Source organism: Candidatus Streptomyces philanthi, assembly GCF_059553635.1.
Map to the genome: position 1 here is coordinate 1 of NZ_JCANQV010000090.1, position 21,285 is coordinate 21,285.

A 21,285-nucleotide genomic window follows, 5' to 3' on the forward strand; every position below is an offset into this window, starting at 1 on the left:
GGCGGCAGCGCGCTGGCGCTGGACGCCGAGCTGACGGACGAGGCGGCCTGCCGCCGGCTGGTGCGCCGGGCCGCGGAATGGCGCGGCGGGTTGGACGTCCTCGTCAACAACGCGGGGGTGCAGCCGGTCCAGGAGCTGCCGGGGATGACGCTCGCGGACTGGCGGGCCGTGGTGGACACCGATCTGCACAGTGTGTTCGCCTGCACCCAGGCCGCGGCGCCCGTGCTGCGTGAGCGCGGTGGTGGGGCGGTGATCCATGTGGCGTCCGTGGAGGCGTCCTTCCCGGCGCCGGGGCACGCGCACTACAGCGCGGCCAAGGCGGCGGTGGTGATGCACGCCCGCGCCGCGGCGCTGGAGTACGGGGGCTGGGGCATCCGGGTCAACAGCGTCTCGCCGGGGCTGATCGACCGGCCGGGGCTCGCGGAGGGCTGGCCGGAGGGCGTACGGCGGTGGCGGGCCGCGTCGTCGGTGGGGCGGCTGGGCACGCCCGAGGACGTGGGGGACGCGTGTGTCTTCCTGGCGTCCCCGATGGCGTCCTGGATCACCGGTCACGATCTCGTCGTGGACGGCGGTGCCTCGGCCCGCCTCACGTGGTGAGGCGGCGGGGCGGGAGCGGCCCTACGGCCACACCAGGCAGTACGCCTGGTGCCCGGCCTCGTGCAGCCGGTGGCTGAAGTCCTGCCATTCGTGGAGGAGTTGGTAGACGGTGTAGGCGTCGCGGGGGCCGCCGCGGTCGGGCACGGTGGACCAGATGAAGGCCGCGGCGCCGACGGACTCCTCGCCGACCCCGCGCAGCGGGTCGACCACGGTCATGGGGAGCTTGACGACCGCGTAGTCGGGGTGGAGGACGACCAGTTCGAGCGGGGGGACCTTGTGGAGGGGTATGCCCTCTATGCCGGTGAGGACCATCGCGGCCATCGTCTCCGGCTTGATCTTGGTGAACATGCCTCCCATGCCGAGCTCGTCGCCGCCGAGCTCCTCGGGACGCATCGAGATCGGGACGCGTGCCGCCGTGGCGCCGTTGGGCGCGCCGAAGTACTTGTACGTCACCCCCATGCGGCCGCCCCTGGTCTCCCCACCCGTGCTGTCCCCGCCGCCGATGTCCTCGCGGCGGTGGCGGCCGCGCTGGGCGCGCTCAGGACCCCGGTCATCGGTTCCTTCGCCCAGTTCGCCACCGCGATGCATATCTCCACCCGACCATTCGCAGCCCCGGCCACGCAACCCGATCATCGTCTCAGAGACCTCCCCCGTCACCGGCGCGTGAAACGCCCGGCGGCATGCCCCTGCGCACCTCTGAGACCATGGGGTGTGTGACGCATTCGTACGACGCCCCAGTTTTGCAGACGCGCGGGGGCTGACGCCCGGTCGAGAGCGAGAGGAACCGAAAAGGGACCAGAAGGAAACCGCGCGGTGCCCTCGGGCGGACCGCGAGGGGATTTCCGCATCGTTGCCGGCCGGGCCGTGTCCGTGCGCCGCCGTCCTTCCCCACCGTCTACGCAGATCAGGATCGCCGTGTCTTTTCCGTATGAAGCCCCTGTTTCGCAGTCGCTGTTCGACCGCGCCGCCGCGGTGACGCCCGGTGGCGTGAACTCTCCGGTGCGGGCGTTCCGGGCCGTGGGCGGTACGCCCCGGTTCATGGTGTCCGGCACCGGTCCGTACCTCACCGACGCCGACGGCCGTGAGTACGTCGACCTCGTGTGTTCGTGGGGGCCGATGATCCTCGGCCACTCGCACCCCGAGGTGATGGCCGCGGTGCGGGAGGCGGTCTCGCGCGGGACGTCGTTCGGTACGCCCGGTGCGGGTGAGGTCGAGCTGGCGGAGGAGATCGTCGCGCGGATCGCGCCGGTCGAGCAGGTGCGGCTGGTCTCCAGCGGCACCGAGGCGACGATGTCGGCGATCCGGCTGGCGCGCGGGTTCACCGGCCGGTCGAAGGTGGTCAAGTTCGCCGGCTGCTACCACGGGCATGTGGACGCGCTGCTGGCCGCGGCCGGTTCGGGGGTGGCGACCTTCGCGCTGCCCGACACCCCGGGTGTGACGGGCGCGCAGGCCGGCGACACGATCGTGCTGCCGTACAACGACCTGGAGGCGGTGCGGGCCGCGTTCGCCGCGCACCCGGGCGAGATCGCGTGTGTGATCACCGAGGCGTCGCCGGGCAACATGGGCGTGGTGCCGCCGCTGCCGGGCTTCAACCAGGGGCTCAAGGACATCTGCGCGGCCGACGGCGCGCTGTACATCTCCGACGAGGTGATGACGGGCTTCCGCGTCAGCAAGTCCGGTTGGTATGGAATTGATGGCGTACGTCCGGACCTGATGACCTTCGGCAAGGTCATGGGCGGCGGCTTCCCGGCGGCGGCGTTCGGCGGCCGCGCCGACGTAATGGCGCACCTGGCGCCGGCCGGCCCGGTCTACCAGGCGGGCACCCTGTCCGGGAACCCGATCGCCACCGCGGCCGGCGTCGCGCAGCTGCGGCTGCTGGACGACGCGGCGTACGAGAAGGTCGACGCGGTCTCCGCCGAGGTGCGCGGCCTGGTCACCGAGGCGCTGGCCAAGGAGGGCGTGGCGCACCGGGTGCAGACGGCGGGCAACATGTTCTCCGTCTTCTTCACGGACGCCGAGGTCAGGGACTACGAGGGGGCCCGGTCGCAGGACGCGTTCCGCTTCACCGCGTTCTTCCACTCGATGCTGTCGCAGGGCGTCTACCTGCCGCCGTCCGCCTTCGAGTCGTGGTTCGTCTCGACCGCGCACGACGCCGCGGCGGTCGAGCGGATCGCCGCCGCGCTGCCGGCCGCGGCGCGGGCGGCGGCCGGGGCGGCGGCGTGAGCGACCGGGAGCGGACGAGCGGACGAATGGGCGACATGAGCAGCGAAGACATCACCGTCGTACATCTGATGCGGCACGGCGAGGTGCACAACCCGGAGGGCGTCCTCTACGGGCGCCGTCCCGGCTACCACCTCTCGGACCTGGGCCGGAAGATGGCCGACCGGGTCGCGGAGCATCTGGCGGAGCGGGACATCACGCATGTCGTCGCCTCGCCGCTGGAGCGCGCGCAGGAGACGGCGGCGCCGATCGCGGCGGCGCACGGGCTGGAGACGGCGCGCGACGAGCGGCTGATCGAGGCGGCCAACGTCTTCGAGGGCAAGACGTTCGGCGTGGGCGACGGCGCGCTGAAGAAGCCGGGGAACTGGAAGTACCTGACCAATCCGTTCCGGCCGTCGTGGGGCGAGCCGTACATCGAGCAGGTCGTGCGGATGATGGCGGCGCTCGGTGCGGCGCGGGACGCGGCGCGCGGGCACGAGGCGGTGGCGGTCAGCCATCAGCTGCCGATCTGGATCGTGCGGAGCTTCGCGGAGCGGCGGCGGCTGTGGCACGACCCGCGGCGGCGGCAGTGCACCCTGGCGTCGCTGACGTCGTTCACCTTCCACGGTGACCGGATCGTTTCCGTGGGATACACGGAACCGGCACGCGATCTTGTGCCGTCCCATCTGCTGGCGGGCGCCAAGCCCGTGAAGGGGAAGGCCAAGGCGTTCGGCGCGTGACGAGGCGTCACCCAGCGTCATTTCCCCTCGCGCGGTAAATCGAAAGTTAACCGAATACACCGGAACCTGCGCCTTCATCGGCCCCTCCTAACGTATGTCCGTTTATATGGATATTCAGTTGGGCGAGCACGGATGGGGACGACGGGATGCGCGCGATCAGTCGGCGGAATCTGCTGGGGATGGGAGTGGGCGCGGCCGCCGCGCTGGGGGTGGCCGGATGCTCCGGCGGGGACGCGGCCGGGCAGAAGGTGACCAGCCGCTCCCAGCCCCGGCCGAAGCCGATAGGCGACGGCTCCACCGCCGACACCGGCAAGCAGCCCCACCAGCCGAAGATCGAACGGCTGGAACCGGGGCAGACCCCGCCGCAGTTCGTGGTGTTCTCGTGGGACGGCGCGGGAGAGGTCGGCAACGGCCTCTTCCCGCGCTTCCTCAAGCTCGCCAAGGACCACGGCGCGGCGATGACCTTCTTCCTCTCCGGCCTCTACCTGCTGCCCGAGAGCAAGAAGCACCTCTACTCCCCGCCCAACAACCGCGTCGGCGCCTCCGACATCGGCTACCTCTCCGACGGCCACATCAAGGACACCCTGAAGAACGTCCGCCGCGCCTGGCTCGACGGCCACGAGATAGGCACCCACTTCAACGGCCACTTCTGCGCCGGCACCGGCTCCGTCCAGCACTGGACACCCCGGCAGTGGCGCTCCGAGATAGACCAGGCCATGGACTTCGTCACCAAGTGGCGGACGAACACCGGCTTCACCGACGTCGAGCCGCTGCCCTTCGACTACCGCAAGGAACTCGTCGGCGGCCGCACCCCCTGCCTCCTCGGCCAGGACAACCTGCTGACCACCGCCAAGGAACTGGGCTGGCGCTACGACGCCAGCTCGCCCGGCGGCCTCCAGATGTGGCCCAGGAAGAAGAACGGGATCTGGGACTACCCGCTCCAGCAGATACCGTTCCCCGGCCACTCCTTCGAGGTCCTGTCGATGGACTACAACATCCTCGCCAACCAGTCCCGCAACTCCACCAAGGCCCCGCCGGCCAACTACCCGGGCTGGCGCAAGCAGGCCACCGAGGCGTACATCGCCGGATTCCGCCGCGCCTACGAGACCAACCGCGCGCCGTTCTTCATCGGCAACCACTTCGAGGAGTGGAACGGCGGCATCTACATGGACGCCGTCGAGGCGGCCCTCAAGCACATCGCCGACGAGCGGCACCAGGACGTGCGGCTGGTCTCCTTCCGGCAGTTCACCGACTGGCTCGACGCCCAGGACCCCAAGGTGATCGCCAAGCTCCAGCAGCTGGGCGTCGGCCGGGCCCCCGCGGGTGGCTGGAAGCAGTACCTCACGGCCGCCTGAGAATGCCCCGTACGGGGTGCGCGGCGGCGCCCTCCGCCCGCGTACCCCGTCCGACATGCGGCTTTCCGACACGGGCCGACCGGCGAGGGGGGTGCGGAAGATCCGGAATCCGCCCATGCGAAACTTTTCACATGAGTGCCTGCCGCGCCCCACGCCGCCTCACCAGCCGCCGACGCCTCACCCTGCTCGCCGCGGGGATCGCGCTCGGCTCGCTGACGCTGAGCGCCTGCGGGGAAGGCACCTCGGGCGGCTCCTCGCAGACCCGCTTCGTCCAGGGCAAGGACGGCATCGACACCGTCGCGAGAGCCGACCGGCAGGCCGCACCCGACATCTCCGGCGAGACCACCACCGGCAAGCACCTCGACATCGCCGACTACAAGGGCAAGATCGTCGTCCTCAACATCTGGGGATCATGGTGCGGCCCCTGCAACGCCGAGGCCGAGGCATTCGGCAAGGTCTCCCGCGACACCGCCTCCCAGGGCGTCCAGTTCGTCGGGATCAACACCCGCGACGCCGAGAAGTCGCAGGCCACCAGCTTCGAGGAACAGCACAAGGTGCCGTACCCGAGCCTGTTCGACCCGGCCGGCAAGCTGATGCTGCGCTTCCCCAAGGGCAGCCTCAACCCGAAGTCCATCCCCTCGACGATCGCCGTCGACCGGCAGGGGAAGATCGCGGCACGCTCCATCGGCGAGCTGACCGAGGCGGAGCTGCGCAAGATGCTCGCTCCCCTGATCGCCGAGAAGTGACCCCGTGATCATCCTCGCCGTCGCGCGCAACGAGACCATCATGAGCGGCACCCTGTTCGCCGCCGTGCCCATCGCCCTGCTCGCGGGACTGGTCTCGTTCTTCTCGCCCTGCGTCCTGCCGCTGGTCCCCGGCTACATGTCGTACGTCACCGGCATGGTCGGCACCGATCTCGCCCAGGCCCGGCGCGGACGGATGCTGGCCGGCGCCTCGCTGTTCGTCCTCGGCTTCACCGCCGTCTTCGTCTCCGGCGGCGCCCTCTTCGGCTACTTCGGCGATGTCTTCGAGGAGCAGAAGGACATCATCACCCGGGTGCTCGGCGCCCTGATGATCCTCTTCGGCCTCGCCTTCGCCGGCCTCCTGCAACGCTTCGGCCAGCGCGAACTGCGCTTCCACAAGAAACCCGCCATGGGCCTGGCCGGGGCGCCGTTCCTCGGCGTCCTCTTCGGCGTCGGCTGGACCCCCTGCATGGGCCCCACCCTCGCCACCGTCAACACGCTCTCCCTCCAGGAGGCGAGCGCGGCACGCGGCGCGCTGCTCACCGTCGTCTACTGCGTGGGCCTGGGCCTGCCGTTCCTGCTGGCAGCGGTGGCCTTCCGCCGGGCGCTGGGCGCGTTCGGCTGGGTCAAGCGGCACTACGTGTGGGTGATGCGGCTCGGGGGCGGCATGATGGTCGCCCTCGGCGTCCTGCTGCTCACCGGTGTGTGGGGCGACTGGATGTCCTCGGTCCAGAACTGGTCGCAGAATTACTTCGTTGGGATCTGACTGATGTCCACCACGACCGACACCCCCCGCGACCCGGAGGACGGCGCGCCGCGGACCCAGGACACCGGGACGGACCTCGGCGAGGCCACGTCCCGGCTGTCCACCGCCCCCAAGGAGGAGACCAGCCTCCCCTCCCTCGGGCCGGTCGGCTGGCTGCGGTGGTTCTGGCGGCAGCTCACCTCGATGCGGGTGGCGCTGCTGCTGCTCCTGCTGCTCTCGCTGGGCGCCGTCCCCGGCTCGCTGATCCCGCAGACCAGCATCGACCCGGTCAAGGTCGACGCGTTCCGGGGCGACCACCCCACGCTCGGGAAGATCTACGACGCGCTGGGGATGTTCCACGTCTACAGCTCGGTGTGGTTCTCCGCGATCTACCTGCTGCTGTTCATCTCCCTCATCGGCTGCATCGTCCCGCGGACCTGGCAGTTCGTGGGGCAGCTGCGGGGCAGGCCGCCGGCCGCCCCCAGCCGGCTGACCCGGCTGCCCGCGTACACCACCTGGCGCACCACGGCACAGCCGGAGGAGGTGCTGGAGTCGGCCGGGCGGCTGCTGCGCAAGCGCCGCTTCCGTACGCACCGAAGCGGCAGCGCGGTCGGCTCCGAGAAGGGGTATCTGCGCGAGGTCGGCAATCTGCTCTTCCATGTGGCGCTGATCGTGATGCTGGTGGCGTTCGCCGTCGGCAGCCTGTGGCGCTCCCAGGGCGGCAAGCTGATCAGTGAGGGCGACGGCTTCGCCAACAGCCTGACCCAGTACGACGACTTCAAGTCGGGCCCGTTCTTCGACACCGACACCATGGAGCCGTTCGGCTTCACCCTCGACAAGTTCGACGCGACGTACGAGCGGTCCGGCTCGCAGCGCGGCACCGCCCGTACCTTCCGCGCCCATGTCACCTACTTCACCGGTGCCGACGGCACCTCGCACAAGACGACGGTCGAGGTCAACGAGCCGCTCTACCTCGCGGGCTCACGGGTCAACCTGCTCTCGCACGGCTACTCGCCGGTGGTCAGCGTCAAGGACGGCCGCGGCAAGGTCGTCTACAAGGGCGCCGTCCCGTTCCTCCCGCAGGACCCCCAGAACCTCACCTCGACCGGCGTCATCAAGGTGCCCGGCGCCAGGGCCAAGGACGGCACACGCAACCAGCTCGGCTTCCAGGGCTTCTTCGTGCCGACCTTCGGCGGCAAGGGCTCGGGCACGATGTTCTCCCAGTTCCCGGCGCTCGATAACCCCCGCCTCGTGCTCACCGCCTACCACGGTGACCTCGGTGTCGACTCCGGGCCCACGCAGAGCGTCTACCAGCTCGACCTCAAGCGCCTCAAGCAGTACACCGACGGCAAGGGCAACAAGACCGCCCAGATGATGCGGCCCGGCGAGACCATGACGCTGCCCGGCGGCGACGGCTCGATCACCTTCGAGGGCATCAAGACCTGGGCCAGTTTCACGATCACCCACCAGCCCGGCAACTGGCTCGCGCTCACCGGCGCGGGCGCCGCCCTGCTGGGCCTGGCCCTCTCCCTGTTCGTCCAACGCCGCCGGGTGTGGATCCGGGCCGAGCGGGGCGAGGACGGCACCACCGTCGTCGAGATCGCCGGGCTCGCCCGCAGCGAGTCGGCCCGGCTCCCGGAGGAGATCGCCGATCTGGCCGTGGCGCTCCTTCCCGACGCCCCGGCCGCGGCGGACGCCTCCGGCACCGGGCCCGACAACGAGGCGGAGCCCAACGGTCCCGCCGATCCTGCTGAACCCTCCGAAGGAGCGCGCGTGTGAACATCGCGGCCGCAGCCAACGAGACACTGGCGAACAACAGCAATCTCCTGGTCTATTCGGCCATGGCGGTCTACACCCTCACCTTCCTCGCGTACCTGGCCGAGTGGGTGTTCGGCAGCCGCAGCAAGGTCGGCAGGACCGCCGCCGCGCTGACCGCCGCGCCGCAGCGGGCGGCGGCCGTCCAGGTACGGTCCCAGGGCGGCACCGCCGTCCTCGAACGCCCCAAGGTCATCACCCGTACCGCCCCCGGCACCCGTGACGTCCCCGACGGCCCCGGCGCCGCCGGCGGCACCGAGAAGGGCGACCTCTACGGCCGCATCGCCGTCTCGCTCACCGTGCTGGGCTGGGCCCTGCACGTGGGCGGCGTGATCACCCGCGCCCTGTCCGTGCAGCGTGCCCCCTGGGGCAACATGTACGAGTTCTCCCTCACCCTCGGCTGTGTGGCGGTCAGCGCCTACCTGCTGCTGCTCGTGCTGCGCAAGAACGTCCGCTGGATCGGCCTGCCGCTGATCACCACCGTCCTGCTCGACCTCGGTCTCGCCGTCTCGGTGCTCTACACCGCCAGCGACCAGCTTGTCCCCGCCCTGCACTCGTACTGGCTGTGGATCCACGTCAGCTGCGCGATCATCTCCGGCGCGGTGCTCTACCTCGGCGCGGTCGCCACCCTGCTGTTCCTCTTCCGCGACCGCCACGAGGCCAAGCTCGCCGACCCCGCGGGCAAGCAGCCCGGCGCCTTCGCCACCTCCGTCCTGGAGCGGCTGCCCTCGGCGGCCTCGCTCGACAAGTTCGCCTACCGCGTCAACGCCACCGTCTTCCCGCTGTGGACGTTCACGATCATCGCGGGCGCGATCTGGGCCCAGGCCGCCTGGGGCCGCTACTGGGGCTGGGACCCCAAGGAGGTCTGGTCCTTCATCACCTGGGTCGCCTACGCCGGCTACCTGCACGCCCGCGCGACCGCCGGCTGGAAGGGCCGCAAGGCCGCCTGGCTGGGCCTGATCGCCTTCGCCTGCTACCTCTTCAACTACTTCGGCGTGAACATCTTCGTCACCGGCCTGCACTCCTACGCCGGGGTCTGACGGACCACGCCCACGGTGCCGTACGGGACGCGCTCCCGTACGGCACCGCCGTGTCCGGCGGCCGGTCAGCGGCGCTTGCGGCCGCCGGGCTCCTGCGGCGGCTCCTGCTGCCCGCCGCCCGGCAGCGTCGGCTTCGGCAGGTGCTCGACCTCCCAGCGGGCCCTGGCCCACTGCTCGGCGGTGTCGTGCGGCAGCCGCGGCGGCCGGGGCCTGGCGTGCGAGAAGCCGAACGCCGAGGTCAGATCGCCGAACGCGGAACGCCGCCAGTCGGTGATGTGGGGTTCCTCCACGCCCGTCCAGCGCTCCAGGAACTGGAGCACGGAGGTGTGGTCGAAGGCGTCACCGGCCGCCCAGCCGCCGACCGTCCACGGCGAGACGATCAGACAGGGCACCCGGAAGCCCCCGCCGATCGGCAGCCCGCCGACGAACTCGTCCGGCGTCCCGGCGGGCGGCACGGGCGGCGGGACATGGTCGAAGAGACCGTCGTTCTCGTCGTAGTTCAGGATGAAGACGGTCTTGCGCCAGACCTTCGGGTTCGAGGCGATGGCCTCGATCTTCCGGGCGACGAAGTCGGCGCCCGCGGCCGGCAGGAAGTCCGGGTGCTCGGACTCGGTGCTGGTGGGGATCAGCCAGGAGACGGCCGGCAGCCGGTCGTTGCGCGCGTCGTCCTCGAAGGTGCCGGCCGGCTGCGGCCGCACCCCGCGCTCGTACAGCGCGTCGCCGGGCTTCGCGTCCCGGAAGTTCTGGAACTGCTCCAGCAGGTTGCAGCCGTAGTCGTCCTCCTGCTGGTACACCTTCCAGCTGATCCCGGCGGCCTGGAGGCGCTCGGCGTAGGTGGTCCAGCGGTACGGCTTCGGCGCGGTGTTGTTGAGGACCGGGCCGCCGTGGGTGCCCCGCGGGTCGATGCTGCCCGTCATCCAGTACAGCCGGTTGGGCCAGGTCGGCCCGAAGACCGAGCAGAAGTAGTTGTCGCAGAGGGTGAACGCCTCGGCGAGGGCGAACTGGAAGGGGATGTCCTCACGGGTGTGATAGCCCATCACGTACGGGCCGTTCTTGCCGTCGGCCTTGCGGTGGGCGGGCAGCCAGCGGTCCATCTTCCCGCCGTTCCACGCCTCGTGCTGCACGGACCAGGCGTGGCTGGTGGAGGGGATGGCCTGGGCGCTGGAGGTGCGGGTGTTCAGGCGGAACGGCAGCAGATGACCGTCCGGGTTCTCGGCGTCCGGCTGGTGGAAGACGGACTTCCCGTTCGGCAGCGTCAGCGCGTCCGGGTCGTGGAAGCCCCGGACGCCGCGCAGGGTGCCGAAGTAGTGGTCGAACGACCGGTTCTCCTGCATGAGCAGGACGACGTGCTCGATGTCGTGGAGTCCCCCGTGCCGGGGCGGACCGGCGGCCACGGCTTTCTGGACGCTCGGCGGCAGCAGTGACAGCGCCGCGGCGCCGCCGAGCGCGCCGGCCGCGGAGCCGAGAAGTCTGCGTCGGGTCATGTCGGGCATGGATGCCTCTCTCCCTGCGTCGCGTAAGACCTCGGTGGGGCGGAACCGACTGTGGCGGCGCGGGTGTGGCACGGGCAGGGGGAGGTTGCTGAACGGTGCGTCAATTGGCCGTGAACGGACGCGAGTTGGCCGGACGCTCCTACGTTTTCTACGCCGAAAGCCGCAGGGCGGGCGTTTCGTCCGGCGCAGGATAGGGCCGCTCCTCGGGCAGCAGCGCCGCCGCACCCGCCGTATCCCCGGCCCGTACCCGCGCGTGGACCTCCCGGACGAGCGGGGTCACGTCCCGGATCGACACCGTCCACTCGTCCGCGTACCGGCGCGACGCCTCACCCGACAGCCCCAGCTGGAGCGAGCGGTACGGCAGTGGACGCAGCAGCAGATCGCGCTCCGGGTCCCACTGGAGCCGCACCGGCGAGGCCGCGAGGCGCCGCCGCCAGGCGTCCCGGTCCGCGTACACGGCCGGATCGTGGTGCGACAGACAGGCGTCGCGCAGCGCGGCGTCGAACCCGGCCCGGTCGATCTCGACGGCGAGCACGGTCTCCTGGCCGGGCTTGGTGCCCCACCCGGAGCGGTACATCATCCACAGGAACGACGGCTTGATCCACGTCATCCGCTCCCGCTTCCACGCGGCGGGGAACCGCCCGTCCCGCGCGGCCGGCAGCCCCAGCTCCGGCGCGTACGCCTGGTAGACGGTGATGGTGGCCGCGGTGTACAGCGCGCGGACGCGGCGCGGCGGCTCGGCGGGGGAGTGCTCCGCGGGGTGCTGCTCGGGGGTGCTCATGGCCGGTCAGCCTGCCGGACGGCGCGGCAACCGGCCACCGGATTACCGCACACGCGTACGGGACGCCGTGCGGGCCCTACGCCCCGCCGACGTCCTCGCTCCACAGCGCCGGGTGTGCCGCGACGAAGTCACGCATCATCGCGGCGCACTCCGCGTCGTCGAGCAGCACGATCCGCACGCCGTGGCGGGCCAGCCAGTCGTGCCCGCCGTGGTACGTCCGCGCTTCGCCGATCACCACCCGGGAGATTCCGAACTGGCGGACCAGTCCGCAGCAGTACCAGCAGGGCGCGAGGGTGGTGACCAGCGTCGTGCCCCGGTAACCGGGTCGGCGGCCGGCCGCGCGGAACGCCGCGGTCTCCGCGTGCGCGGACGGGTCACCGTCCTGGACACGGCGGTTGCGCCCCCGGCCGAGCAGCGCGCCGTCCGCCCCGTAGAGCGCCGCCCCGATCGGGATACCCCCCTCGGCGAGCCCGGCCCGCGCCTCGGCGAGCGCCGTCGCCAGCATCGCGCGGGCGGCCACCTGAAGGCGGCCGGGCCCGGGGTGCGGGCGGGGGGTGCCGGGCCCGGGGGCCCGGCGGTCGTCCGGTGCGCCGGCGACGCGGTCCATACCGTCCATGCGGACAGCGTGTCAGCTCTTGGCGGGCGGCGGGGTGTCCTCGGGGCCGCCGTCCTCCTTGCGGCGCAACTCCTCCTCGCGGCGGCGGAGGTCGGCCTCCCAGTCCTTGAGGAGGTTCTCGTCCTTCTTGTTCTCCTCGCGCAGGGAGCGCAGGAACTCGGGGTTGTCGTCCGGGGCGACCCAGGTGGTGCGCTGGTTGCGGTGCCACTCGGAGGGGGTGCTGCCGCGGCCGGGGGCGCCCTGGCGGACCTTGCCGGCGACCAGCCAGGCGATCGGGCCGATCAGGACCTCGCCGAAGAGCAGGATGATGATCACCCAGACGACCTTGGGCAGTCCGCGGATCTGCTCCTCGGGGGTGTTGAGGCAGTCGATGAAGGCGTAGATCCACAGAGCCAGCACCAAGAGGAACGGCAGATACCTCAGCATTGCGGACAAAGCCCCCTGCTTGTGATGGCTGGCCCGCGGCGGGGCCCGGTGACCCGTCCAGGGTAGTCCGTACCCGATACTGGGACGTATGGCTTATGACGATCTTCGCTCGTTCCTGCGGGCGCTCGACCGGGAGGGCGACCTCCAGCGGATCAAGGCCGAGGTCGATCCGTACCTGGAAATCGGCGAGATCGTGGACCGGGTGCAGAAGTCCGGCGGTCCCGCGCTGCTCTTCGAGAACGTCAAGGGCTCGGCGATGCCGCTGGCCATGAACGTCTACGGCACCGACCGCCGGCTGCTCAAGGCCCTCGGCCTCAAGCGCTACGAGGACATCAGCGACAAGATCGGCGGGCTGCTCAAGCCGGAGCTGCCGCACGGCTTCGTCGGGATGCGGGAGGCGTTCGGCAAGCTCGCCGGGATGACGCACGTCCCACCGAAGAAGGTGAAGGGTGACGCCCCGGTGCAGGAGGTCGTCCTCACGGGTGACGACGTCGACCTCGACCGGCTGCCCGCGCTGTTCACCTGGCCCGAGGACGGCGGCTCCTTCTTCAACCTGGGGCTCACCCACACCAAGGACCCCGAGAGCGGCGTACGCAACCTCGGTCTCTACCGCCTCCAGCGCCACGACAAGCGCACCATCGGGATGCACTGGCAGATCCACAAGGACAGCCGCAACCACTACCAGGTCGCCGCCCGCCGGGGCGAGAAGCTGCCGGTCGCCATCGCCTTCGGCTGCCCCCCGGCCGTGACGTACGCCTCCACCGCCCCGCTCCCCGGCGACATCGACGAATACCTCTTCGCCGGGTTCCTCCAGAACAAGCGGATCGAGATGGTCGACTGCAAGACCGTCCCGCTCCAGGTCCCCGCCCACGCCGAGGTCGTGCTGGAGGGCTGGCTGGAGCCCGGCCGGATGCTGCCGGAGGGCCCGTTCGGCGACCACACCGGCTTCTACACGCCGCAGGAGGACTTCCCGGCGCTGACCATCGACTGCGTCACGATGCGCAGGCGGCCGCTGCTCCAGTCGATCGTGGTGGGACGCCCGCCGACGGAGGACGGCCCCCTCGGCCGCGCCACGGAACGTTTCTTCCTCCCGCTCCTCAAGGTCATCGTCCCGGACATCGTGGACTACCACCTCCCCGAGTCCGGCGGCTTCCACAACTGTGCGATCGTCTCGATCGACAAGAAGTACCCCAAGCACGCGCAGAAGGTGATGCACGCCATCTGGGGCGCGCACATGATGTCGCTGACCAAGCTGATCATCGTGGTCGACGCCGACTGCGATGTGCACAACCTCCACGAGGTGTCCTGGCGGGCGCTCGGCAACACCGACTACGCCCGTGACCTCACCGTCGTCGAAGGCCCGGTCGACCATCTCGACCACGCCTCCTACCAGCAGTTCTGGGGCGGCAAGGCGGGCATCGACGCCACGGCGAAATGGCCCGAGGAGGGGTACACGCGGGACGGCGGCTGGCCGCGGATGGTCGCGTCGGACCCGCGGACGGCGGCGAAGGTCGACCGCCGCTGGACGGAATACGGTTTCTAGAGATGAGTGCTGACTCCGCGACACCCGACCTCGTCGGCCCCGGGCCCGCCCGGCCCGGCAAGGTCCGCGCGTTCCTCCGCCTGGTGATGATCGAGCACTCGGTCTTCGCCCTGCCCTTCGCCTACATCGCCTCGCTGACCGCGATGTACCAGTGGGACCGGACGATCCACTGGGACAAGCTGCTGCTCGTCACCCTCGCCATGGTCGGGCTGCGGACCTTCGCGATGGCCGCCAACCGGATCATCGACCGCGAGATCGACGCCCGTAACCCGCGCACCGCGGGCCGCGAACTGGTCACCGGCGCCGTCTCCGTGCGCGCCGCCTGGACCGGCGCGCTGATCGCCGTCGCCGTCTTCCTCGGCGCCGCCGCGCTGCTCAACCCGCTGTGCCTGGTGCTGGCGCCGGTCGCGGTGGTGCCGATGGTGGTCTATCCGTACGGCAAGCGGTTCACGAACTTCCCGCACGCGATCCTGGGCCTGGCCCAGGCGATGGGGCCGGTCGGCGCCTGGCTCGCGGTCAGCGGCAGCTGGTCGTGGGACGCGGCCGTCCTCGGCCTCGCGGTCGGCATCTGGATCGGCGGCTTCGACCTGATCTTCGCCTGCCAGGACGTCCAGGCCGACCGGGCGCACGGTGTGAAGTCCGTACCGGCCCGCTTCGGCATCCCTGCGGCCCTGCACGGCGCCCGCGGCTGCCATCTCGTCACCACGGCGCTGCTGGTCTGGTACGCGCTGCTCACCGACGCCGGGGTCTGCTTCTGGACGGGCCTGGTGGTCGTCGCCGGAGCGTTCGTCTACGAGCACACGATCGTGCGGCCGCACGACCTGTCCCGGCTCAACCGGGCGTTCTTCTCCGTCAACAGCTTCATCGGCATCGCGCTGTTCGTCTTCGCGCTGGCCGACCTGCTGGTGCGCGGTCTGACGCTGTGACGCCGGGCCGGGCCGCCCGGCTCAGTTCTTGACCATCGGCCAGGCGATCAGCCGCGGGTAGCTCCACCACTCGCCGCGGTTCGCCTTCACCGCGCCCATCGTCGCGCAGACGAGGCCGGTGATGCCGTACCCGGCCAGCATCGCGAGCACGGTCAGCAGCGGCACCGCCAGCCCCGGCCCGTCCAGCTGCTCCTCGTTCGCGAAGGCGGAGAAGACCACCGCGGACAGGAAGTACAGCACCGTGCCGAGCACCGCCACGATGGCCTGGGTGATGCCGAAGTTCACCGCCTGATTGGCGTGGTGGCGGACGAACGGGTCGTGCTTGGTGTGTTGGCCGCCGCGCACCACCGTCGGGGCTATCCAGCCCAGGAACACCCCGAGGCCGCAGCACATCGCCGACCCCGCGACGATCGTCAGCAGCGCCCCCAGGTGCGCCCACATCGCGGAACCGGTCGGGTTCGGGGCGGGCGTGCCGGGGCCGCCCATGGGGCCGGGCTGCCATCCGGGGGCCGCGCCGTAGGGCTGCTGGGGGCCGCCCTGGGGCCCGTAGGGGTGCTGGTATCCGGACATCTCGTCCCCCGTTGTCGCCGGTGCCGCGGTCGCGCGGCGGGTGGTGCCTGTCGCCGTCGAGGCTACGGGACGCCTGTGACACCGGCGCCGGAGCGGCCGGGCGCGGGGCGGCGGCGCAGCACGAACGCGGCCAGTACGCCGCCGATCAGCCCGAAGAGGTGCGCCTGCCAGCTCACGCCGTCCCCGCGCGGCAGGACGCCCCAGATGATCGAGCCGTAGAGGCCGGCGACCAGGACGCCGATGGCGATGTCGAGGGGGACGCGCTCGATGAAGCCGCGCACCAGGAGATAGCCGAAGAGGCCGAAGACGACGCCGGAGGCGCCCAGGGTGACGGTGTGCGGGGCAGCGGTGAGCCAGACGCCGAGACCGCTGACGACGATGATCATCAGGGCGACGGCGAGGAAGCGGCGTATGCCGCAGCGCAGCGCGGCGACGAAGCCGAGCAGCAGCAGCGGCAGGGTGTTGGCGGCGAGGTGGTCGAAGCCGTAGTGGAGGAAGGCCGCGGGCACCACGTCGACCAGCGCGTCGACGTCGCGGGGCCGGATGCCGTAGGCGTCGAGCGCGCCGCCGCTGGCGGCGTCGGCGCCCTCCAGCAGCCAGAGCAGTCCGACCCATCCCAGCATCAGGACGAGCGCGGGCTTGGCGCGTCGCATCTGGGGGCCTCCGTCCTTCTTCCAGCCGCCGGCCGGCGGGTTCACGAGGGACAACGGTCGTGCCGGGCCATCCGGTTCCGGCGGATAGGCTCCGTGGTGTGGAGTCTTCGCCCCTCGACACCAGTTCGTCCCCTGGCACCGGTCCCTCCGGAACCGTCCCGCGTCCCGCCCCGGAAGGCCCCCGCCGTCCGTGGGTCGTCGGGATCTCCGGCGCGTCCGGTACACCGTACGCCGCGTCCGTGCTGCGCGGGCTGCTCGCCGCGGGGGAGGCGGTGGACCTGGTGGTGAGCCGCGCCTCGCGGCTGACGCTGCTGGACGAGACGGGGATCGCGTTCCGCGACGCGCACTGGCGGGCGGATCTGCGGGAGTGGCTGGCGCGTGGCGCCGACGGCCGGGCCGGGACGTTCGCGGTGGACGAGGAGGACCTGGCGCGGGTGCGGTACTGGCCGGCCGGGGACCTGGCCGCCGGGCCGTCGTCCGGTTCGTATCCGGCCAAGGGGATGCTGATCGTCCCGGCGAGCACGGCGTGTGTGGCCGGGGTGGCGCTGGGGCTGTCGAAGGACCTGTTGCAGCGGGTGGCGAGCGTGACGCTCAAGGAGCGGCGGCGGCTGGTGGTCGCGGTGCGCGAGACCCCGTTGAACGGGCCGACGCTGCGGCATCTGGTGACGCTGGACGAGGCGGGCGCCGTGGTGCTGCCCGCCTCTCCGGCGTTCTACGCGGGGGCGACGCACATCCAGCATCTGGTGGATTTCGTCGCGGGCCGGGTGCTCGACGCGGCGGAGGTGCCGCACGATCTGTACCGGCGGTGGAAGGGGGAACTGGGGGGCGGTTCCAAGGAGGAGGCCCCGTAGGCGTTCTAGCGCTTCTTGGCCTGAGTGTTGCGGCCGAAGCGGCGCCGGGCGGGAGTCCCGGCAGTCTTGTGGGCACGTGAACGATTGGCCTGGTCCTGCATCTCACGCATGCGGGCGTAGGCCATCTCGATCGAGTACACGGTGACTTCTCCTGTAGAAGATCGTCGTTGATCATTTGGAAGAATCCCAGGGCTTGTGGCCCTGTATGCCTTAGATTCTACATGCAAAAGTGGAAAACGCGTAACGAATGAAAGGCTTGAGGGCATGGACGCGGTGGACAGGCAGCTCATCCAGGCACTTCGCGAGAACGGCCGGGCCTCGTACGCGGAGCTGGGCCGGCTCGTCGGCCTCTCCGGACCGAGCGTCACGGACCGGATCAACCGTCTTGAGGCGGCCGGTGTGATCACCGGCTACCGCGCGACCGTCGACGCCGGCTCCCTCGGCCTCGGCGTCACCGCGCTCGTCGGCATCTCGCTCTCGGACGCGGCCGACCACGAGGACGTCGCCCAGCGGCTGCGCGATCTCGCCGAGATCGAGGACTGCTGGTTCATCGCGGGCGACGACTCGTACATGCTCAAGGTCCGCGTCAGTGACGTCGACGGACTGGAGACCACCATCCGGCGGCTCTCCGGCACCAAGGGCGTCTCCCGCACCCGGACCACCATCGTCCTCTCCACCAAGTGGGAGAACCGCGTCGGCGAACTGCCCGAGCCGACCGCCTGACGCGCGCCCGCGCCACCGGGGGAACGCACCCCGGTGGCGCAAGGGCCCTTGGACCCGGCCGCGGGGCGGGGGAGTAGGCTCGGCGGGGCCCGTGCCCGGCCCCGGGCCGGGCCGGGAAACGCGCAGGAACGGCGACAACTGGGAGGCGACCCGATGGCGGCATCGATGGATGCGGGCCTCAAGCGCGAGCTGGAGGCGAAGGTCCTCGCCGGGGAGCGGCTGACCCGTGAGGACGGCCTCGCCCTCTACGCGTCCGACGACCTGGCCTGGCTCGGCGGCCTCGCCCACGAGGTGCGGACGCGCAAGAACGGCGACGTCGTCTTCTTCAACGTCAACCGTCACCTCAACATGACGAACGTGTGCACCGCCTCGTGCGCCTACTGCTCCTTCCAGCGCAAGCCGGGCGAGAAGGACGCGTACACGATGCGCATCGAGGAGGCCGTCCGCCTCGCCAAGGCGATGGAGAACGAGAACCTCACCGAGCTGCACATCGTCAACGGTCTGCACCCCACCCTGCCGTGGCGCTACTACCCGCGGTCCCTCAAGGCCCTCAAGGAAGCCCTGCCCCAGGTCTCCCTCAAGGCGTTCACCGCGACCGAGATCCACCACTTCGAGACCATCTCCGGGCTGTCCGCCTCCGAGATCCTCGACGAGCTGATCGACGCCGGCCTCGAATCGCTCACCGGCGGCGGCGCCGAGATCTTCGACTGGGAGGTCCGTCAGCACATCGTCGACCACGCCACCCACTGGGAGGACTGGTCGCGCATCCACCGCCTGGCGCACGAGAAGGGCCTCAAGACCCCCTCGACCATGCTCTACGGGCACATCGAGGAGCCCCGCCACCGGGTGGACCACGTGCTGCGGCTGCGCGAGCTCCAGGACGAGACCGGCGGCTTCCAGGTCTTCATCCCGCTGCGCTACCAGCACGACTTCGTCGACATGAAGGACGGCAAGGTCCGCAACCGGCTCCAGGCCCGTACGACGATGGCCACCGGCGCCGAGTCGCTGAAGACCTTCGCCGTTTCCCGCCTCCTGTTCGACAACGTCCCGCACGTCAAGTGCTTCTGGGTGATGCACGGCCTCCAGACCACCCAGCTCGCCCTCCAGCACGGCGCCGACGACATGGACGGCTCGGTCGTCGAGTACAAGATCACGCACGACGCGGACAACTACGGCACGCCGAACAAGCTCACCCGCGAGGACCTGCTGGAGCTGATCACCGACGCCGGCTTCCGCCCCGTCGAGCGCAACACCCGCTACGAGGCCATCCGCGAGTACCCGGGCCCGGACCCGGACCGCCGGGAGAGCCCGCAGGCCATGCGCGTCTGACCGCGCCGCGACCGGTCCGTCCGCCGCGGCGGACGGACCGGCACGCCGGGGGCGCCGGAGCATCGCCGCCGCGCTGTGCTTGACTGGACGGAAAGAACCGTTCGGACGCCGTTGAGAAGAAGGTCCCGACCGTGAGCAGCCACAAGCACGCCACCCTTCGCTACACCGCACTGCGCTTCGGCCTCTTCCTCGCCTGCTTCGCGCTGGTGTGGCTGCTCGCCTACCTCGGGGTCATCCCGCTGGCCGTCGGCGCCTCCAACACCGTCTGGATGCTGCTGCTCGCCATCGTGGTCTCCGCGCCGCTCAGCCTTGTGCTGCTGCGCAAGCAGCGGGACGCGATGTCGGAGCAGATCGTCGGCACCGTCGACCGCCAGCGCGCCCGCCTCGCGGCCAACAGCGGCCAGGAGGACGGCCTGGCGTGAGCCGCGGCGTCCGCCCGCGGCGCGCGGACGGGCGGGTGTAAGACGTCTCACACCCCCGCGTCCCTCCTTTCCACGGTTCCACGGCATGTGCCCCGTACCGGAGTTGTTGCTCCGGTACGGGGCACACGGCGTTCTCCGGGCCGCCGCCGCTCGGTACCAAAGATTTTCTTTGGGTTCCTCAAAGTTCAAGTGTTAACGTGCTTGTCATGATGTCCGCAGCCGCGCCCCCGTCCCCCATGAGCGTTCCGCTCGTGGCGCGCCTGCACATCGATCTGTGCCGCTGCCTGTCCGCGGCCTGTTGCCGCCGCTGACCCAGGGCAGCGGCCGGAGATCCTCTTTCGCACGGACCTTCTGGCGCGTTGCGCCGTTTCCGGCACCACCCGTCATTTCCCGACGTCCCGACGTTCCCTGTCCCCGGAGTGTGTCCGTTGTCCTCGCCCGCTGACGCCGAGTCCATACGTCCGAAGACCTTCCGCATACCCAAGGTCCCGTTCTGGGTCCAGATCATGGCCGGCCTCGTCCTGGGCGTGGTGCTCGGCTGGATCGCCAAGAGCGGCGACATCGCCTGGCTCACGTCCACCCTCAGCCACATCGGCGACCTCTTCGTCCAGCTGCTCAAGCTGGCCGTGGCGCCCCTGGTGTTCTTCGCCATCCTGGTCTCGATCACCAATCTGCGGCAGGTCAACAACGCCGCCCGGCTCGCCACCCGCACCCTGCTGTGGTTCATGGCCACCTCGCTCATCGCGGTCGCCATCGGCCTGGCCATCGGCCTGCTGACCCACCCCGGCGCGGGCACCGGCCTCACGCCCAAGGACGGCAAGCTGCCGCAGCACTCGGGCTCCTGGATCGACTTCCTCACCGGCATCGTGCCCACCGACGTCATCACGCCGTTCACCGAGCTGAACGTGATGCAGATCGTCTTCATGGCCGCCGTCGCCGGCATCGCGGCGCTCCAGCTCGGCGACAAGGCGGAGCCGGTCCTCCGTGCCAGCCGCGTCGTCCTGGAGATGCTCCAGAAGGCCCTGTGGTGGGTCATCCGCCTGGCCCCCATCGGCACCGTCGGCCTCATCGGCAACGCGATCGCCACCTACGGCTGGAACCTGATCGGCAAGTACGCGACCTTCACCGCCGACATCTACGTCGGCTGCGCGCTCGTGATGTTCGGCGTCTACCCGCTGCTGCTCGCGTCCGTCGCCAAGGTCAACCCGCTCCAGTTCTTCAAGGGCGCCTGGCCCGCCATCCAGCTCGCGTTCGTCTCCCGCTCCTCGGTCGGCACCATGCCGGTCACCCAGAAGGTCACCGAGCGCCTGGGCGTGCCCCGCGAGTACGCCTCCTTCGCCGTGCCGTTCGGCTCGACGACGAAGATGGACGGCTGCGCCTCGATCTACCCGGCCATCGCCGCGATCTTCATCGCGCAGATCTTCGACGTACCGCTCGGCATCGGCGACTACGTCCTGATCGCCTTCGTCTCCGTCATCGGCTCGGCCGCCACCGCCGGCCTGACCGGCGCGACGGTGATGCTGACGCTGACCCTGTCCACGCTCGGCCTCCCGCTGGAGGGCGTCGGCCTGCTGATGGCCATCGACCCGATCGTCGACATGATGCGCACCGCCACCAATGTCGCGGGCCAGTCGGTCGTGCCGATCCTGGTTTCCGCCAAGGAGAAGATCCTCGACCGCGAGGCGTACGCCCGCGCGGCCGGCAGCCGGCTCGACGAC

At 70.7% G+C, this 21,285-nt stretch carries 23 protein-coding genes; 15 read left to right on the forward strand and 8 right to left on the reverse strand.

Features of this window, described 5'->3' with window-relative positions; translation table 11 throughout:
* A partial coding sequence (locus tag AC51EU_RS13395; protein ID WP_496267103.1) for an SDR family NAD(P)-dependent oxidoreductase occupies positions 1-597 on the forward strand: 597 nt, incomplete at its 5' end.
* A gap of 21 nt (positions 598-618) precedes the next feature.
* Here AC51EU_RS13395 and AC51EU_RS13400 read toward each other — a convergent pair.
* Entirely contained in the window at positions 619-1,185 is a 567-nt protein-coding gene (locus tag AC51EU_RS13400) for a hypothetical protein (protein WP_496267104.1), read from the reverse strand.
* A 327-nt stretch (positions 1,186-1,512) separates the two neighbouring features.
* Here AC51EU_RS13400 and hemL point away from each other — a divergent pair, with 327 nt between their 5' ends.
* From hemL to ccsB, 7 genes are all read left to right on the forward strand, one after another.
* Entirely contained in the window at positions 1,513-2,820 is a 1,308-nt protein-coding gene (hemL, locus tag AC51EU_RS13405) for a glutamate-1-semialdehyde 2,1-aminomutase (RefSeq protein ID WP_496267105.1), read from the forward strand.
* A 35-nt stretch (positions 2,821-2,855) separates the two neighbouring features.
* Positions 2,856-3,536: a histidine phosphatase family protein gene (locus tag AC51EU_RS13410; protein ID WP_496267106.1), complete on the forward strand. Its 681-nt coding sequence runs from the start codon at positions 2,856-2,858 to the stop codon at positions 3,534-3,536.
* A gap of 146 nt (positions 3,537-3,682) precedes the next feature.
* On the forward strand, positions 3,683-4,891 hold the full coding sequence (locus AC51EU_RS13415; protein ID WP_496267107.1) for a polysaccharide deacetylase family protein: 1,209 nt from the start codon (positions 3,683-3,685) through the stop codon (positions 4,889-4,891).
* A 131-nt stretch (positions 4,892-5,022) separates the two neighbouring features.
* Positions 5,023-5,637: a TlpA family protein disulfide reductase gene (locus AC51EU_RS13420; RefSeq protein ID WP_496267108.1), complete on the forward strand. Its 615-nt coding sequence runs from the start codon at positions 5,023-5,025 to the stop codon at positions 5,635-5,637.
* A gap of 4 nt (positions 5,638-5,641) precedes the next feature.
* The gene (locus tag AC51EU_RS13425; RefSeq protein ID WP_496267109.1) at positions 5,642-6,400 is read left to right on the forward strand and encodes a cytochrome c biogenesis CcdA family protein; all 759 of its coding nucleotides are present in this window, start codon (positions 5,642-5,644) and stop codon (positions 6,398-6,400) included.
* A 3-nt stretch (positions 6,401-6,403) separates the two neighbouring features.
* The gene (resB, locus tag AC51EU_RS13430) at positions 6,404-8,158 is read left to right on the forward strand and encodes a cytochrome c biogenesis protein ResB (RefSeq protein WP_496267110.1); all 1,755 of its coding nucleotides are present in this window, start codon (positions 6,404-6,406) and stop codon (positions 8,156-8,158) included.
* Positions 8,155-9,234, forward strand: a complete 1,080-nt coding sequence (gene ccsB / locus AC51EU_RS13435) for a c-type cytochrome biogenesis protein CcsB (RefSeq protein ID WP_496267111.1) — start codon at positions 8,155-8,157, stop codon at positions 9,232-9,234. The genes resB and ccsB overlap by 4 nt, the downstream gene beginning before the upstream one ends.
* Before the next feature lie 65 nt (positions 9,235-9,299).
* On the opposite strand, the gene AC51EU_RS13440 is transcribed toward ccsB, so the two are convergent.
* The 4 genes from AC51EU_RS13440 to AC51EU_RS13455 form a co-directional block, all read right to left on the reverse strand.
* A complete protein-coding gene (locus tag AC51EU_RS13440; protein WP_496267112.1) occupies positions 9,300-10,727 on the reverse strand; it encodes an alkaline phosphatase family protein in 1,428 nt (475 codons plus the stop codon).
* A 148-nt stretch (positions 10,728-10,875) separates the two neighbouring features.
* Positions 10,876-11,508, reverse strand: coding sequence for a DUF4291 domain-containing protein (locus AC51EU_RS13445; protein ID WP_496267113.1), 633 nt, complete (start codon positions 11,506-11,508; stop codon positions 10,876-10,878).
* Between the two features lie 76 nt (positions 11,509-11,584).
* Positions 11,585-12,013 carry a nucleoside deaminase gene (locus tag AC51EU_RS13450; protein ID WP_496267122.1) on the reverse strand — a complete coding sequence of 143 codons (429 nt, stop codon included), beginning with the start codon at positions 12,011-12,013 and terminating at the stop codon, positions 11,585-11,587.
* A gap of 123 nt (positions 12,014-12,136) precedes the next feature.
* Positions 12,137-12,550, reverse strand: a complete 414-nt coding sequence (locus AC51EU_RS13455) for a PLD nuclease N-terminal domain-containing protein (RefSeq protein WP_496267123.1) — start codon at positions 12,548-12,550, stop codon at positions 12,137-12,139.
* A gap of 88 nt (positions 12,551-12,638) precedes the next feature.
* Between AC51EU_RS13455 and AC51EU_RS13460 the strand changes: the two genes are divergently transcribed.
* Complete coding sequence (locus tag AC51EU_RS13460; RefSeq protein ID WP_496267114.1) at positions 12,639-14,093, forward strand: menaquinone biosynthesis decarboxylase; 1,455 nt, start codon at positions 12,639-12,641, stop codon at positions 14,091-14,093.
* Positions 14,094-14,095: 2 nt separating this feature from the next.
* Positions 14,096-15,019, forward strand: coding sequence for a menaquinone biosynthesis prenyltransferase MqnP (gene mqnP, locus AC51EU_RS13465; protein WP_496267115.1), 924 nt, complete (start codon positions 14,096-14,098; stop codon positions 15,017-15,019).
* A gap of 21 nt (positions 15,020-15,040) precedes the next feature.
* Here mqnP and AC51EU_RS13470 read toward each other — a convergent pair whose 3' ends face one another.
* On the reverse strand, positions 15,041-15,589 hold the full coding sequence (locus tag AC51EU_RS13470; protein ID WP_496267116.1) for a DUF4870 domain-containing protein: 549 nt from the start codon (positions 15,587-15,589) through the stop codon (positions 15,041-15,043).
* A 62-nt stretch (positions 15,590-15,651) separates the two neighbouring features.
* Positions 15,652-16,242, reverse strand: a complete 591-nt coding sequence (locus AC51EU_RS13475; RefSeq protein ID WP_496267124.1) for a rhomboid family intramembrane serine protease — start codon at positions 16,240-16,242, stop codon at positions 15,652-15,654.
* Positions 16,243-16,340: 98 nt separating this feature from the next.
* On the opposite strand from AC51EU_RS13475, the gene AC51EU_RS13480 reads away from it, so the two are divergent.
* Positions 16,341-17,093: a UbiX family flavin prenyltransferase gene (locus AC51EU_RS13480; protein ID WP_496267117.1), complete on the forward strand. Its 753-nt coding sequence runs from the start codon at positions 16,341-16,343 to the stop codon at positions 17,091-17,093.
* 5 nt (positions 17,094-17,098) lie between these two features.
* Here the strand turns inward: AC51EU_RS13480 and AC51EU_RS13485 are convergent, their stop codons facing one another.
* The gene (locus tag AC51EU_RS13485; RefSeq protein ID WP_496267118.1) at positions 17,099-17,233 is read right to left on the reverse strand and encodes a hypothetical protein; all 135 of its coding nucleotides are present in this window, start codon (positions 17,231-17,233) and stop codon (positions 17,099-17,101) included.
* A gap of 124 nt (positions 17,234-17,357) precedes the next feature.
* Between AC51EU_RS13485 and AC51EU_RS13490 the strand changes: the two genes are divergently transcribed.
* From AC51EU_RS13490 to AC51EU_RS13505, 4 genes are all read left to right on the forward strand, one after another.
* Positions 17,358-17,816, forward strand: coding sequence for an Lrp/AsnC family transcriptional regulator (locus AC51EU_RS13490; protein WP_496267119.1), 459 nt, complete (start codon positions 17,358-17,360; stop codon positions 17,814-17,816).
* 165 nt (positions 17,817-17,981) lie between these two features.
* The gene (mqnE, locus tag AC51EU_RS13495) at positions 17,982-19,145 is read left to right on the forward strand and encodes an aminofutalosine synthase MqnE (RefSeq protein WP_496267125.1); all 1,164 of its coding nucleotides are present in this window, start codon (positions 17,982-17,984) and stop codon (positions 19,143-19,145) included.
* A 131-nt stretch (positions 19,146-19,276) separates the two neighbouring features.
* Positions 19,277-19,567, forward strand: a complete 291-nt coding sequence (locus AC51EU_RS13500) for a DUF4229 domain-containing protein (RefSeq protein ID WP_496267120.1) — start codon at positions 19,277-19,279, stop codon at positions 19,565-19,567.
* A gap of 428 nt (positions 19,568-19,995) precedes the next feature.
* Positions 19,996-21,285, forward strand: a 1,290-nt coding sequence (locus tag AC51EU_RS13505) for a dicarboxylate/amino acid:cation symporter (RefSeq protein WP_496267121.1), incomplete at its 3' end; no start/stop codon positions are given.

What these genes read in the sequence shown, in the direction of transcription:
- AC51EU_RS13490 (WP_496267119.1), top strand. Translation starts at nt 17,358, where the DNA reads ATGGACGCGGTGGACAGGCAGCTCATCCAGGCACTTCGCGAGAACGGC.
- AC51EU_RS13400 (WP_496267104.1), bottom strand. Translation starts at nt 1,185, where the DNA reads ATGCATCGCGGTGGCGAACTGGGCGAAGGAACCGATGACCGGGGTCCT.
- resB (WP_496267110.1), top strand. Translation starts at nt 6,404, where the DNA reads ATGTCCACCACGACCGACACCCCCCGCGACCCGGAGGACGGCGCGCCG.
- mqnE (WP_496267125.1), top strand. Translation starts at nt 17,982, where the DNA reads ATGGATGCGGGCCTCAAGCGCGAGCTGGAGGCGAAGGTCCTCGCCGGG.
- mqnP (WP_496267115.1), top strand. Translation starts at nt 14,096, where the DNA reads ATGAGTGCTGACTCCGCGACACCCGACCTCGTCGGCCCCGGGCCCGCC.
- AC51EU_RS13445 (WP_496267113.1), bottom strand. Translation starts at nt 11,508, where the DNA reads ATGAGCACCCCCGAGCAGCACCCCGCGGAGCACTCCCCCGCCGAGCCG.
- AC51EU_RS13455 (WP_496267123.1), bottom strand. Translation starts at nt 12,550, where the DNA reads ATGCTGAGGTATCTGCCGTTCCTCTTGGTGCTGGCTCTGTGGATCTAC.
- AC51EU_RS13470 (WP_496267116.1), bottom strand. Translation starts at nt 15,589, where the DNA reads ATGTCCGGATACCAGCACCCCTACGGGCCCCAGGGCGGCCCCCAGCAG.
- AC51EU_RS13420 (WP_496267108.1), top strand. Translation starts at nt 5,023, where the DNA reads ATGAGTGCCTGCCGCGCCCCACGCCGCCTCACCAGCCGCCGACGCCTC.
- AC51EU_RS13410 (WP_496267106.1), top strand. Translation starts at nt 2,856, where the DNA reads ATGAGCAGCGAAGACATCACCGTCGTACATCTGATGCGGCACGGCGAG.
- AC51EU_RS13450 (WP_496267122.1), bottom strand. Translation starts at nt 12,013, where the DNA reads ATGCTGGCGACGGCGCTCGCCGAGGCGCGGGCCGGGCTCGCCGAGGGG.
- AC51EU_RS13440 (WP_496267112.1), bottom strand. Translation starts at nt 10,727, where the DNA reads ATGCCCGACATGACCCGACGCAGACTTCTCGGCTCCGCGGCCGGCGCG.
- AC51EU_RS13460 (WP_496267114.1), top strand. Translation starts at nt 12,639, where the DNA reads ATGGCTTATGACGATCTTCGCTCGTTCCTGCGGGCGCTCGACCGGGAG.
- AC51EU_RS13415 (WP_496267107.1), top strand. Translation starts at nt 3,683, where the DNA reads ATGCGCGCGATCAGTCGGCGGAATCTGCTGGGGATGGGAGTGGGCGCG.
- AC51EU_RS13475 (WP_496267124.1), bottom strand. Translation starts at nt 16,242, where the DNA reads ATGCGACGCGCCAAGCCCGCGCTCGTCCTGATGCTGGGATGGGTCGGA.